This is a genomic window from Enterobacter sp. AN-K1 (assembly GCF_020971765.1).
Classification (GTDB): Bacteria; Pseudomonadota; Gammaproteobacteria; order Enterobacterales; family Enterobacteriaceae; genus Enterobacter; species Enterobacter hormaechei_C.
Genome location: NZ_CP087390.1, coordinates 935,286 through 947,214, shown reverse-complemented (window position 1 = coordinate 947,214; position 11,929 = coordinate 935,286). Strand labels below are relative to the sequence as shown.

The following is an 11,929-nucleotide window of genomic DNA, read 5'->3' as shown; positions in this document are numbered from 1 at the left end:
AATATTCTTCAGACACTGAATCCAGACATCTAAAAATTATGCTGCAAAACATTCGAATCGTGCTGGTCGAAACATCGCACACCGGCAACATGGGCTCTGTGGCCCGCGCTATGAAAACCATGGGCTTAACGAACCTGTGGCTGGTGAATCCGCTGGTGAAACCAGACTCTCAGGCTATTGCTCTGGCGGCCGGCGCCAGCGACGTGATCGGGAATGCGCAGATCGTGGACACCCTGGATGAAGCCCTGGCCGGTTGCAGCCTGGTGGTGGGAACCAGCGCGCGCTCCCGTACGCTGCCCTGGCCGATGCTGGACCCGCGCGAATGCGGCCTGAAAAGCATCTCAGAAGCGGAACAGGCGCCGGTTGCACTGGTGTTTGGCCGTGAACGCGTTGGCCTGACCAACGAGGAATTACAGAAGTGCCACTATCACGTGGCGATTGCCGCCAACCCGGAATACAGCTCGCTGAATCTGGCGATGGCGGTGCAGGTGATTGCCTATGAAGTGCGCATGGCATGGCTGGCGACGCAGGAGAAACCGGTCGAACCTAAAGAAGAGACGGCCTACCCGCTGGTGGACGACCTCGAGCGCTTCTACGGTCATCTGGAGCAGACGCTGCTCTCAACCGGCTTTATCCGTGAAGGCCACCCGGGCCAGGTGATGAACAAGCTGCGCCGTATGTTCACCCGCGCGCGTCCAGAAAGCCAGGAGCTGAACATCCTGCGGGGGATTCTGGCGTCGATTGAGCAGAAGAATAAAGAGTAGTGCAGTGTGTTCGCCGGGTGGCGCTGCGCTTACCCGGCCTACAAAGCCCGTAGGCCCGTGCAAGCGCAGCGCCGCCGGGCAAAAAATACGGCACAGAAGGTTAAATACCTGACTAAAACAGTCAAGTAAATAGTTGACCAATTTAGTCAGGAATGTCAGACTTGGCCCTGCTATGCAATACCCCCATTTTACAATAAAAAACCCCGGGCAGGGGCGAGTTTGAGGTTAAGTAAGACATGAGACTGACATCTAAAGGGCGTTATGCCGTGACCGCGATGCTGGACGTTGCGCTCAACTCCGAAGCGGGCCCGGTTCCGTTGGCTGATATTTCTGAACGACAAGGGATCTCCCTCTCTTACCTGGAACAGCTGTTCTCCAGACTGCGTAAAAATGGACTGGTGTCCAGCGTTCGTGGCCCGGGCGGCGGTTATCTGCTGGGTAAAGACGCAGGCAGTATTGCGGTTGGCGAAGTGATTAGCGCCGTTGACGAATCCGTCGACGCGACCCGTTGCCAGGGTAAAGGCGGCTGCCAGGGCGGCGATAAGTGCCTGACCCACGCGCTGTGGCGCGATCTGAGCGACCGTCTGACCGGCTTCCTGAATAACATCACCCTGGGTGAACTGGTTAATAACCAGGAAGTTCTGGATGTCTCTGGTCGTCAGCATAGTCAGGATTCACAGCGCAGCACCCGTTCGCAGGACGCCATCGACGTTAAACTGCGCGCGTAATTAAAAAGATAAGTATTCAGAATCAGGCCGGGGTGGTCACACCCCGCGTACTCGGTCGTACATCCAGCCGGTTGCCTGATTCCTTGCATTGAAGCGATGTACGGAGTTTATAGAGCAATGAAATTACCGATTTATCTCGATTACTCCGCAACCACGCCGGTGGACCCGCGTGTTGCCGAGAAAATGATGCAGTGTCTGACCCTGGACGGAAACTTTGGTAACCCAGCTTCCCGTTCACACCGTTTTGGCTGGCATGCTGAAGAGGCGGTTGATATCGCCCGTAATCAGATTGCTGACCTGGTCGGTGCCGACCCGCGTGAAATTGTTTTCACCTCCGGTGCGACCGAATCCGACAACCTGGCGATCAAAGGTGCAGCCAACTTTTATCAGAAAAAAGGCAAGCACATCATCACCAGCAAAACCGAACACAAAGCCGTGCTGGACACCTGCCGTCAGCTGGAGCGTGAAGGGTTCGAAGTGACTTACCTGGCGCCGCAGAGCAACGGGATCATCGACCTGAAAGAGCTCGAAGCGGCGATGCGCGATGACACCATTCTGGTTTCCATCATGCACGTTAACAACGAAATCGGCGTTGTTCAGGACATCGCAACCATCGGCGAAATGTGCCGTGCGCGCGGCATCATCTACCACGTGGATGCGACCCAGAGCGTGGGCAAACTGCCTATCGACCTGAGCCAGCTGAAAGTGGACCTGATGTCCTTCTCCGGTCACAAAATTTATGGTCCGAAAGGTATTGGCGCGCTGTACGTTCGTCGTAAGCCACGTATCCGCATCGAAGCACAGATGCACGGCGGCGGTCACGAGCGCGGCATGCGTTCCGGTACGCTGCCTGTTCACCAGATCGTGGGCATGGGCGAAGCGTATCGCATCGCGAAAGAAGAGATGGAAACCGAGATGGCACGCCTGCGTACGCTGCGTAACCGTCTGTGGGACGGCGTGAAGGATATGGAAGAAGTGTATCTGAACGGCGATCTTGAGCAGGGCGCGCCAAACATCCTCAACGTCAGCTTCAACTATGTTGAAGGCGAATCGCTGATCATGGCGCTGAAAGACCTGGCCGTTTCTTCCGGTTCTGCCTGTACGTCTGCAAGCCTGGAGCCATCCTACGTGCTGCGTGCGCTGGGCATGACTGACGAGCTGGCACACAGCTCTATCCGCTTCTCTTTAGGTCGTTTTACTACCGAAGAAGAGATTGACTACACCATCAAGCTGGTTCGTAACTCCATCGGCCGTCTGCGCGACCTTTCTCCACTGTGGGAAATGTTCAAGCAGGGCGTGGATCTGAACAGCATTGAATGGTCACATCACTAATCGGTACATAAGGAGAATTCAATCATGGCATACAGCGAAAAAGTTATCGATCATTACGAAAACCCGCGCAACGTTGGCTCTTTTGACAACAGCGATGAATCTGTCGGTAGCGGCATGGTTGGCGCGCCAGCGTGTGGCGACGTGATGAAGTTGCAGATTAAAGTCAACAATGAAGGTATCATTGAAGACGCGCGCTTCAAGACCTACGGCTGCGGTTCTGCTATCGCCTCCAGCTCCCTGGTCACTGAATGGGTGAAGGGCAAGTCTCTGGACGAAGCACAGGCAATCAAGAACACGGATATTGCTGAAGAACTCGAACTGCCGCCGGTGAAAATTCACTGCTCAATTCTGGCAGAAGACGCGATCAAAGCCGCCATTGCGGATTACAAAAGCAAACGTGAAGCAAAATAATTGAGGTTTGAGTATGTCGATTACCCTTAGCGACAGCGCTGCCGCGCGAGTAAGCTCTTTTCTGGCGAACCGTGGTAAAGGCTTTGGCCTGCGACTGGGCGTACGTACCTCCGGCTGTTCTGGTATGGCTTACGTACTGGAGTTTGTTGACGAACCGGCGTCTGATGACACCGTGTTTGAAGACAAAGGCGTGAAGGTGGTGGTCGATGGCAAAAGCCTGCAATTCCTCAACGGCACTCAGCTGGACTTCGTAAAAGAAGGCCTGAACGAAGGGTTCAAATTCACGAACCCGAACGTTAAAGACGAGTGTGGTTGCGGCGAAAGCTTCCACGTTTAACCGCGCGTCATCCGAAACCCCACCGTGGCTTTGCTACGCGTGGGGTTTGTTCTAACAGGCTACCCCTGAGATTGTTATGGATTACTTCACTCTCTTCGGACTACCCGCTCAATACCCGATCGATCTCCAGGCGCTGACGGTCCGTTTTCAGGATCTACAGCGTCAGTACCATCCGGATAAATTCGCCAGCGGGACGCAGGCAGAGCAGCTGGCCGCGGTATCATACTCCGCAACCATCAACCAGGCCTGGCAAACGCTGCGTCATCCGCTGGCGCGTGCAGAATATCTGCTCTCGCTCCACGGTTTCGATCTGGCGAGCGAACAGCATACCGTGCGCGACACCGCCTTTCTGATGGAACAGCTGGAGCTTCGCGAAGAGCTGGATAAAATTGAACAGGCTAAAGACGAAGCGCGTCTGGAAAGCTTTATCACGCGCGTAAAGGGCATGTTCGATACCCGCCATCAGCAGATGGTGGAGCAACTGAACAACGAGACCTGGGACGTGGCGGCAGACACTGTGCGCAAACTCCGTTTTCTCGATAAACTGCGAAGCAGTGCTGAACAACTCGAAGAAAAGCTGCTCGATTTTTAATTTCGGAAGCAATTATGGCCTTATTACAAATTAGTGAGCCTGGCTTAAGCGCCGCACCGCACCAGCGTCGTCTGGCGGTAGGTATTGATCTGGGCACCACCAATTCTCTCGTGGCGACCGTGCGTAGCGGCCAGGCGGAAACGCTGGCTGACGAGCAGGGGCGCCATCTGCTGCCTTCCGTGGTCCACTACCCGCAGCAGGGTCACGCGGTCGGGTTTGATGCCCGCGCTAACGCCGCGCGCGATCCGGCCAATACCATCAGCTCGGTTAAGCGCATGATGGGCCGCTCGCTGGCTGATATCCAGACCCGTTACCCGCATCTGCCGTATCAGCTTCAGGCCAGCGAAAACGGCCTGCCGATGATCGCAACGTCTGCCGGTCTGCTGAACCCGATTCGCATTTCCGCTGACATCCTCAAAGCGCTGGCGGCGCGCGCCACGGCGACGCTCGGCGGCGATCTCGACGGCGTGGTAATCACCGTTCCGGCCTACTTCGACGATGCACAGCGTCAGGGCACCAAAGACGCCGCGCGTCTGGCGGGCCTGCATGTGCTGCGTCTGCTGAACGAACCGACGGCGGCGGCCATTGCCTACGGCCTCGATTCCGGTCAGGAAGGGGTGATTGCGGTTTACGATCTCGGCGGCGGGACGTTTGATATTTCAATCCTGCGCCTGAGCCGCGGCGTGTTCGAAGTGCTGGCGACCGGCGGGGATTCCGCGCTCGGCGGCGATGACTTCGACCATCTGCTGGCAGACTACATCCGCGAGCAGGCGGGCATCAGCGATCGCAGCGATGCGCGCGTACAGCGTGAACTGCTGGATGCGGCCATCGACGCCAAAATTGCCCTGAGCGACGCGCAGTCGGTCACGGTTAACGTTGCGGGCTGGCAGGGTGAGATCACCCGCAATCAGTTCAGCGAACTGATTGCGCCTCTGGTTAAGCGTACCCTGCTGGCCTGCCGTCGCGCATTGAAAGATGCGGGCGTGGAGGCCAGCGAGGTGCTGGAAGTGGTCATGGTTGGCGGCTCAACCCGCGTGCCGCTGGTGCGCGAGCGCGTGGGCGAATTCTTTGGCCGCACGCCGCTGACCTCTATCGACCCGGACAAAGTGGTTGCCGTGGGCGCCGCTATCCAGGCCGATATCCTGGTCGGCAACAAGCCGGACAGCGAAATGCTGCTGCTGGACGTCATCCCGCTGTCTCTGGGTTTAGAAACCATGGGCGGCCTGGTGGAGAAAGTCATTCCGCGTAACACCACCATTCCGGTGGCGCGCGCGCAGGAGTTTACTACCTTCAAAGACGGCCAGACCGCGATGTCCATCCACGTGATGCAGGGCGAGCGCGAGCTGGTGCAGGACTGCCGCTCTCTGGCGCGCTTTGCGCTGCGCGGAATTCCGGCGTTGCCAGCGGGCGGGGCGCATATTCGCGTCACCTTCCAGGTGGATGCGGACGGCCTGCTGAGCGTCACGGCGATGGAAAAATCGACCGGCGTGGAATCGTCCATCCAGGTGAAGCCGTCCTACGGCCTGACCGATGGCGAAATCGCCTCCATGATTCAGGACTCAATGAGCTACGCCGAGCAGGATGTGAAGGCGCGTATGCTGGCCGAACAAAAAGTGGAAGCCGCACGCGTGCTGGAAAGCCTGAACGGCGCACTCGCTGCCGATGCCGCGCTGTTAAGCGCCGCTGAGCGCCAGATGATTGACGACGCTGCCGCGCGCTTAAGCGCAGTCGCCGAAGGCAATGACGCTGACGCAATAGAAGAAGCCATTAAAAACGTTGATAAACAAACCCAGGACTTCGCTGCTCGCCGCATGGACAAATCTGTCCGCGTCGCGCTGAAAGGCCAGTCCGTGGACGAGGTTTAATATGCCAAAGATTGTAATTTTGCCTCATGCGGACCTCTGTCCGGATGGCGCTGTTCTGGAAGCGAAGACCGGTGAAACCATTCTCGATGTTGCCCTGCGTGCAGGTATCGAAGTGGAACACGCCTGTGAAAAATCCTGTGCCTGCACAACGTGCCACTGCATCGTGCGTGAAGGTTTCGACTCTCTTGCAGAGAGCACCGAAGACGAAGACGACATGCTGGACAAAGCATGGGGTCTGGAGCCCGACAGCCGCTTAAGCTGTCAGGCCGCGGTGACCGATGAAGATCTGGTCGTGGAGTTCCCACGTTACACCATCAACCACGCACGCGAGCATTGATATGGGACTGAAGTGGACAGACAGCCGTGAAATCGGCGAGGCGCTCTACGACGCGAACCCGGATCTCGATCCGAAGACCGTACGATTCACCGATATGCATCAGTGGATTTGCGATCTGGAAGATTTTGACGACGATCCAAACGCATCCAATGAAAAAATTCTGGAGGCGATTCTGTTAGTCTGGTTAGATGAAGCAGAATAGATAACATAAACGGGCTGCCTTCAGGCGGCCCGTTTGCTAGTTGCTAATAAGGATAAATAAAATGACCGAAGCGATGAAGATTACGCTCTCCACGCAGCCAGCCGACGCACGCTGGGGCGAAAAAGCCACCTACAGCATCAACAACGACGGTATTACCCTGCACCTGACGGGCAATGATGATTTGGGCCTGATCCAGCGCGCCGCGCGTAAAATTGACGGCCTTGGCTTTAAGCATGTGTCGCTGGAAGGCGAAGGCTGGGACACCGACCGCAGCTGGGCGTTCTGGGCAGGCTACAAAGGCCCGAAAGGCACCCGCAAAATCGAGTGGGCGAACCTCGACGAAGCCAGTCAGAAAGAGCTGGAAAGCCGCCTGCAAATTATCGACTGGGTGCGCGACACCATCAACGCCCCGGCGGAAGAGTTAGGCCCTGAGCAGCTGGCGCAGCGCGCCGTCGACCTGCTGTGCGGCGTGGCGGGCGACAAGATGTCTTACCGCATCACCAAAGGTGAAGACCTGCGCGAGCAGAACTACATGGGCATCCACACCGTGGGCCGTGGCTCCGAGCGTCCTCCGGTCCTGCTGGCGCTGGATTACAACCCAACCGGCGATAAAGAAGCGCCGGTCTTTGCCTGTCTGGTCGGAAAAGGCATCACTTTCGACACCGGCGGCTACAGCCTGAAGCAGAGCGCGTTCATGGACTCCATGAAGTCCGACATGGGCGGTGCGGCCACCATCACCGGCGCGCTGGCGTTCGCCATCACCCGTGGCCTGAACAAGCGCGTGAAGCTCTACCTGTGCTGCGCGGACAACATGGTGAGCGGCAACGCCTTCAAGCTGGGCGACATCATTCGCTACCGCAACGGTAAAAACGTTGAGGTGATGAACACCGACGCCGAAGGCCGTCTGGTGCTGGCCGATGGCCTGATCGACGCCTCTGCGCAGAAGCCGGAGCTGATTATCGACATGGCAACCCTGACCGGCGCGGCGAAAACGGCGCTGGGTAACGACTATCACGCCCTGTTCAGCTTCGACGACAAGCTGGCCGATCGCCTGCTGGCCAGCGCGGCGGCGGAAAACGAACCGTTCTGGCGTCTGCCGCTGGCCGAGTTCCACCGCAGCCAGCTGCCGTCCAACTTCGCCGAGCTGAACAACACCGCGAACGCAGCGTACCCGGCGGGGGCAAGCACCGCAGCAGGCTTCCTGTCTCACTTCGTTGAGAACTACCATGAAGGCTGGCTGCACATTGACTGCTCCGCAACCTACCGTAAAGCGGCGGTTGAGCAGTGGTCTGCGGGTGCGACCGGTCTGGGCGTGCGTACCGTGGCGAACCTGCTGACGGCTGAGTGATCTTTTTTGCCGGGTAGCGCTACGCTTACGCGCGCCTTCGGAGTCATCATATTGCCCGGCGGCGCTGCGCTTGCACGGGCCTACGGTTTTGTAGGCCGGGTAAGCGAAGCGCCACCCGGCGTTTTTTGAAGTAGCCAAACTATGTCAGAAACCAAAAACGAATTAGAAACCCTGCTGGAGCAGGCGGCGACCGAACCCGCCCACCGTCCGGCCTTTTTCCGCACGCTGCTGGAATCCACCGTCTGGGTGCCGGGCATCGCGGCGGAAGGGGAGCAGGTTGTCGAAGACAGCGCGCTGGATCTGCTGCACTGGGAGAAAGACGACGGCACCTCGGTGATCCCGTTCTTTACTTCGCTCGAGGCCTTGCAGGAAGCGGTAGAAGACGAACAGGCGTTCGTGGTGATGCCGGTGCGCACGTTGTTCGAAATGACCCTGGGGCAGACGCTGTTCCTCAACGCCAAACTGCCGACCGGGAAAGAGTTTACTCCGCGCGAAATCAGCCACCTGATTGGTGACGAGGGCAACCCGCTCAGCACTCAGGAGGTGCTGGAAGGGGGCGAAACGCTGCTGCTGTCTGAAGTGGCCGAGCCGCCCGCGCAGATGATTGACTCCCTGACCACGCTGTTTAAAACCATCAAGCCGGTAAAACGCGCGTTTCTCTGCTCCATCAAAGAGAGCGCTGACGAAAAGCCTGTTCTGCTGATAGGGATTGAGGCCGACGGCGATATCGACGAGATCATCCAGGCAGCGGGAAGCGTGGCAACCGACACCCTGCCGGGCGATGAGCCGATTGATATCTGTCAGGTGAAGAAAGGTGAGAAGGGGATCAGCCACTTTATTACCGAGCACATCACCCCGTTCTACGAGCGTCGCTGGGGCGGCTTCCTGCGCGATCTCAAGACCAACCGCATTATCTGATTACGGCGGGGTGACCTTCACCCCGTTGCTTCCAGCAGCAGTAAATCCATCAGCAGCACCAGATTCGACTCAAACGACGTTACCCCTGCGGCTTCGGCGGCGAAATGTACCGCTTCGTCATAGAGGGCAAAATGCACGTCCGCCATACCCGCCAGCGTATTGGCCGACGCGCGGGTAAACGCGACGATCGTCATGCCGACGTTTTTGGCGATCCGCGCTTTATCCAGTACCTGCTCCGTTTCGCCGCTGCGTGAAACGGCAATAAACACCTGATAGCGCGCGGCGTTGCTGAGAAAAATATTCCGGCTGTCTCCCGGCCCGGAGATGAACGCCGTTTTTCCCAGCACCTGCAACTTCTTGGTCAGGTACTCGGCAAAAAGGTACGAAAACCCGGCGCCGTAGAGAAAGAAGCTCTCTTTCTGGCGCAGCAGGCTGGCAAACTGCTGGCGTTTGTCCTGAGTGACCCACTGGAAGGTCTGCTGATAGTTGGCAACGAACCGGGTAAAAAGCCCGGGCATTTCCGCATGTTGCTCAGGCTGTACGGTGATATGCGGCGTGTCAGAAAGCAACTGCTTGCAGTGCCAGATAAACTCGCTAAAGCCGCTAAACCCCAGCTTCTGACACAGCCGCATAATCGTCGCGGTAGAGACAAATGTCGCCTGCGCCAGCTCGCGCACCGTGATGTTGCCCACCAGCAATGGATGCTCAGTGAGGTGGGCGAGGACGCGATACTCCGCGCGGGTCAGCGACGATCCGCGCGTTAACAGCGTTGCCAGGCGGTTATCCATTATTTCGCCGGTTCAACCGGCAGATCGTCCCGTGCACCCCATTCACTCCAGGCGCCGTCGTACAGAGTCACGTCATTCGCGCCAAGGGTTGCCAGCGCCAGGATCACCACGCAGGCCGTCACGCCGGAGCCGCAGCTGGCAATAACCGGACGATGCAAATCCACGCCCTGACGTTCAAAAATGGCACGCAATTCATCGGTGGTTTTCAGCTCGCCTTCAAACACCAGATCGCCCCACGGCACGTTCAGCGCCCCCGGGATATGTCCTCGTTTCAGCCCCGGACGCGGTTCATCCGCTTCTGCGTTGAAACGTGGAGCGGGACGCGCATCGACGATTTGCGCCGTGTTTTCGTGGCTCACGACCAGCACGTCGGTCAGGCGCTTGACCACGTTAGCGTCAAACGTGGCATCAAATTCCCCTTCCGGCAGCGTGACGTCACCCTGCTGAAGCGGTAGTTCGTCGCGCTTCCAGCCTGCAAGTCCGCCCGCCAGAATCGATACCTTTTCCACGCCGAAGTTTTTCAGCATCCACCACGCCCGCGGCGCGGAAAACAGATTACCTTCATCGTAAACAACAAGATGTTTATCTTTGCTGATGCCCAGCTCGCGCATCGCCACGGAAAACGCTTCCGGGCGAGGCAGCATGTGCGGCAGGGGAGAGGTGTGATCGGAGAGGGCTTCGATATCAAAAAATACCGCGCCAGGCAGGTGCCCTGCACGGTATTCAGCGGGAACGTCACGATGCTCCTGGCCCGGAGGGGCCATGCGCGCGTCGATAATCTGAACTTCCGGGTCGTCGCCGTGCTCAATCAGCCAGTCGGCAGCGACAAAATATGAGGTGGACATGGTTGCCTCCATTCTTTTCCGTAAAAAAGGATTGTCGGTGTTTTTTCTGACACCGACAAGCTAACCACGTTCAACTCGCGAGCAAGCCCCTATTTTTTCACCGCTTCACCGTCCTGCCAGGCCTTTTGCAACGCAGGCCAGTAGTCGCGGTTGGCTTCGATCATCTCATCCAGAATCGCTTTCGCGTGCTCCATGGTCGGCACGGTGCGGTTCAGGGTGAACGCCTGCAACGCTTTCTCGTAGCTGCCTTCGATGGTTGCCTCAACCAGCAGCTGTTCAGAGGCGAGCTGCTGTTGCAGGAGCGTCTGGTGGAACAGCGGTACCTGACCCACGCGGACAGGCTCCGGCCCTTCGGAGGTAATATAGGCAGGCACTTCCACCACCGCATCGTAGGGCAGGTTGGTAATCGCCCCGCGGTTTTCCACCATCACCAGATGGCGTTGGCGCAGGTTGAACGCCAGCGAACAGGCGACATCGACGATAAATTCGCCGTGAACACCTACGTGGAAGGCGTCCGGTAAAATTCCGCTGCGCTGGTACTCTTCGGCGGCGGCGAACAGCTTTTTCTCACGCCCGTTCATCACTTCGTTGGCGCGGGTATAGTCCGGGTTCTGATGCTCCACAATCTGGTTCGGCATCAGGTAGTACTGTAGATACGGGTTCGGCAGGTACTCCGGGAAGTTATCCATAATCGGCTTGATGTTGCGCCAGGTTTTCACCCACGACGGATCCGAGTGCTGCGGGTCGGTTTTCGCGGCATCTTCCGTCAGCAGGCCAAACTTCGCGATATGTTTACGCAGCTCCGGCAGCTTGTCCTCGCCGTCCACCCGCACGCGGGTAAACCAGCCGAAGTGGTTGAGGCCGAAATAGTCCACCTCCAGTTTATGACGATCCACGCCCAGAATGGCGCCCATATTGCGCATGGCGGCAACCGGCATATCGCAAATATTCAGCACGCGTGCGTTGGGGCGCAGGCGACGCACGCCCTCGGCGACGATCGCCGCCGGGTTGGAGTAGTTTACGATCCACGCCTTTTCGTGCGCGTAGCGTTCCACCCGATCGATCAGCTCGACCATCGGCAGGATAGTACGCAGGCCATATGCCAGCCCGCCGGGTCCGCAGGTTTCCTGGCCGACCACCCCGTGGCGCAGCGGGATCTTTTCATCCTGCTCGCGCATTTTGTACTGTCCGACGCGCATCTGAGCAAAAACAAAATGCGCGCCGCTGAAGGCCACTTCCGGGTCGCTGGTGACGGTGAATTTGATGCTCTGGCTGTGGTCGCGAATAACCTTCTCCACCACGGGCGCAATGGTGTTCTGGCGCGCCTCGTCAATGTCATACAGGCGGATCTCTGCCAGAGGGAAATCATGCAGACGTACCATCAGGCTTTTCACAATACCTGGCGTGTAGGTGCTACCGCCGCCGGCAATCGACAGAATAAATGGGGGTGTAAACATCTTTA

Annotated in this window: 14 protein-coding genes; 11 read left to right on the top strand and 3 right to left on the bottom strand. The window is 57.9% G+C overall.

Features of this window, described 5'->3' with window-relative positions:
• The first annotated feature begins 38 nt into the window (after positions 1-38).
• The 11 genes from trmJ to sseB all read left to right on the top strand — a co-directional run bounded on the left by trmJ (position 39) and on the right by sseB (position 8,834).
• Positions 39-764, top strand: coding sequence for a tRNA (cytosine(32)/uridine(32)-2'-O)-methyltransferase TrmJ (gene trmJ / locus LOC22_RS04455; RefSeq protein WP_015572157.1), 726 nt, complete (start codon positions 39-41; stop codon positions 762-764).
• A gap of 236 nt (positions 765-1,000) precedes the next feature.
• On the top strand, positions 1,001-1,492 hold the full coding sequence (iscR, locus tag LOC22_RS04450; protein WP_022649018.1) for a Fe-S cluster assembly transcriptional regulator IscR: 492 nt from the start codon (positions 1,001-1,003) through the stop codon (positions 1,490-1,492).
• A 117-nt stretch (positions 1,493-1,609) separates the two neighbouring features.
• On the top strand, positions 1,610-2,824 hold the full coding sequence (iscS, locus tag LOC22_RS04445) for a cysteine desulfurase (protein ID WP_003860663.1): 1,215 nt from the start codon (positions 1,610-1,612) through the stop codon (positions 2,822-2,824).
• 24 nt (positions 2,825-2,848) lie between these two features.
• Positions 2,849-3,235, top strand: coding sequence for a Fe-S cluster assembly scaffold IscU (gene iscU, locus LOC22_RS04440; RefSeq protein WP_003860661.1), 387 nt, complete (start codon positions 2,849-2,851; stop codon positions 3,233-3,235).
• A gap of 13 nt (positions 3,236-3,248) precedes the next feature.
• Entirely contained in the window at positions 3,249-3,572 is a 324-nt protein-coding gene (iscA, locus tag LOC22_RS04435; RefSeq protein ID WP_003860659.1) for an iron-sulfur cluster assembly protein IscA, read from the top strand.
• A 76-nt stretch (positions 3,573-3,648) separates the two neighbouring features.
• Entirely contained in the window at positions 3,649-4,164 is a 516-nt protein-coding gene (hscB, locus tag LOC22_RS04430) for a co-chaperone HscB (protein ID WP_230239397.1), read from the top strand.
• A gap of 14 nt (positions 4,165-4,178) precedes the next feature.
• The gene (gene hscA / locus LOC22_RS04425; RefSeq protein WP_230239396.1) at positions 4,179-6,029 is read left to right on the top strand and encodes a Fe-S protein assembly chaperone HscA; all 1,851 of its coding nucleotides are present in this window, start codon (positions 4,179-4,181) and stop codon (positions 6,027-6,029) included.
• A gap of 1 nt (position 6,030) precedes the next feature.
• Positions 6,031-6,366, top strand: a complete 336-nt coding sequence (gene fdx, locus LOC22_RS04420) for an ISC system 2Fe-2S type ferredoxin (RefSeq protein ID WP_003860652.1) — start codon at positions 6,031-6,033, stop codon at positions 6,364-6,366.
• A gap of 1 nt (position 6,367) precedes the next feature.
• Positions 6,368-6,568 (top strand): Fe-S cluster assembly protein IscX, encoded by a 201-nt coding sequence (gene iscX / locus LOC22_RS04415; RefSeq protein WP_003860650.1) that lies wholly within the window; start codon positions 6,368-6,370, stop codon positions 6,566-6,568.
• 61 nt (positions 6,569-6,629) lie between these two features.
• Positions 6,630-7,916 carry an aminopeptidase PepB gene (gene pepB, locus LOC22_RS04410; protein ID WP_230239395.1) on the top strand — a complete coding sequence of 429 codons (1,287 nt, stop codon included), beginning with the start codon at positions 6,630-6,632 and terminating at the stop codon, positions 7,914-7,916.
• Positions 7,917-8,057: 141 nt separating this feature from the next.
• Positions 8,058-8,834 carry an enhanced serine sensitivity protein SseB gene (gene sseB, locus LOC22_RS04405; protein ID WP_230239394.1) on the top strand — a complete coding sequence of 259 codons (777 nt, stop codon included), beginning with the start codon at positions 8,058-8,060 and terminating at the stop codon, positions 8,832-8,834.
• Positions 8,835-8,851: 17 nt separating this feature from the next.
• On the opposite strand, the gene LOC22_RS04400 is transcribed toward sseB, so the two are convergent.
• From LOC22_RS04400 to LOC22_RS04390, 3 genes are all read right to left on the bottom strand, one after another.
• Positions 8,852-9,622: a MurR/RpiR family transcriptional regulator gene (locus LOC22_RS04400; RefSeq protein WP_017692918.1), complete on the bottom strand. Its 771-nt coding sequence runs from the start codon at positions 9,620-9,622 to the stop codon at positions 8,852-8,854.
• The gene (gene sseA / locus LOC22_RS04395; protein ID WP_017383536.1) at positions 9,622-10,467 is read right to left on the bottom strand and encodes a 3-mercaptopyruvate sulfurtransferase; all 846 of its coding nucleotides are present in this window, start codon (positions 10,465-10,467) and stop codon (positions 9,622-9,624) included. Before sseA ends, LOC22_RS04400 begins: the two co-directional genes overlap by 1 nt.
• Positions 10,468-10,556: 89 nt before the next feature.
• Positions 10,557-11,924: a 6-phospho-alpha-glucosidase gene (locus LOC22_RS04390; protein WP_062933302.1), complete on the bottom strand. Its 1,368-nt coding sequence runs from the start codon at positions 11,922-11,924 to the stop codon at positions 10,557-10,559.
• Between the last annotated feature and the right edge of the window lie 5 nt (positions 11,925-11,929).

What these genes read in the sequence shown, in the direction of transcription:
- trmJ (WP_015572157.1), top strand. Translation starts at nt 39, where the DNA reads ATGCTGCAAAACATTCGAATCGTGCTGGTCGAAACATCGCACACCGGC.
- iscR (WP_022649018.1), top strand. Translation starts at nt 1,001, where the DNA reads ATGAGACTGACATCTAAAGGGCGTTATGCCGTGACCGCGATGCTGGAC.
- iscS (WP_003860663.1), top strand. Translation starts at nt 1,610, where the DNA reads ATGAAATTACCGATTTATCTCGATTACTCCGCAACCACGCCGGTGGAC.
- iscU (WP_003860661.1), top strand. Translation starts at nt 2,849, where the DNA reads ATGGCATACAGCGAAAAAGTTATCGATCATTACGAAAACCCGCGCAAC.
- iscA (WP_003860659.1), top strand. Translation starts at nt 3,249, where the DNA reads ATGTCGATTACCCTTAGCGACAGCGCTGCCGCGCGAGTAAGCTCTTTT.
- hscB (WP_230239397.1), top strand. Translation starts at nt 3,649, where the DNA reads ATGGATTACTTCACTCTCTTCGGACTACCCGCTCAATACCCGATCGAT.
- hscA (WP_230239396.1), top strand. Translation starts at nt 4,179, where the DNA reads ATGGCCTTATTACAAATTAGTGAGCCTGGCTTAAGCGCCGCACCGCAC.
- fdx (WP_003860652.1), top strand. Translation starts at nt 6,031, where the DNA reads ATGCCAAAGATTGTAATTTTGCCTCATGCGGACCTCTGTCCGGATGGC.
- iscX (WP_003860650.1), top strand. Translation starts at nt 6,368, where the DNA reads ATGGGACTGAAGTGGACAGACAGCCGTGAAATCGGCGAGGCGCTCTAC.
- pepB (WP_230239395.1), top strand. Translation starts at nt 6,630, where the DNA reads ATGACCGAAGCGATGAAGATTACGCTCTCCACGCAGCCAGCCGACGCA.
- sseB (WP_230239394.1), top strand. Translation starts at nt 8,058, where the DNA reads ATGTCAGAAACCAAAAACGAATTAGAAACCCTGCTGGAGCAGGCGGCG.
- LOC22_RS04400 (WP_017692918.1), bottom strand. Translation starts at nt 9,622, where the DNA reads ATGGATAACCGCCTGGCAACGCTGTTAACGCGCGGATCGTCGCTGACC.
- sseA (WP_017383536.1), bottom strand. Translation starts at nt 10,467, where the DNA reads ATGTCCACCTCATATTTTGTCGCTGCCGACTGGCTGATTGAGCACGGC.
- LOC22_RS04390 (WP_062933302.1), bottom strand. Translation starts at nt 11,924, where the DNA reads ATGTTTACACCCCCATTTATTCTGTCGATTGCCGGCGGCGGTAGCACC.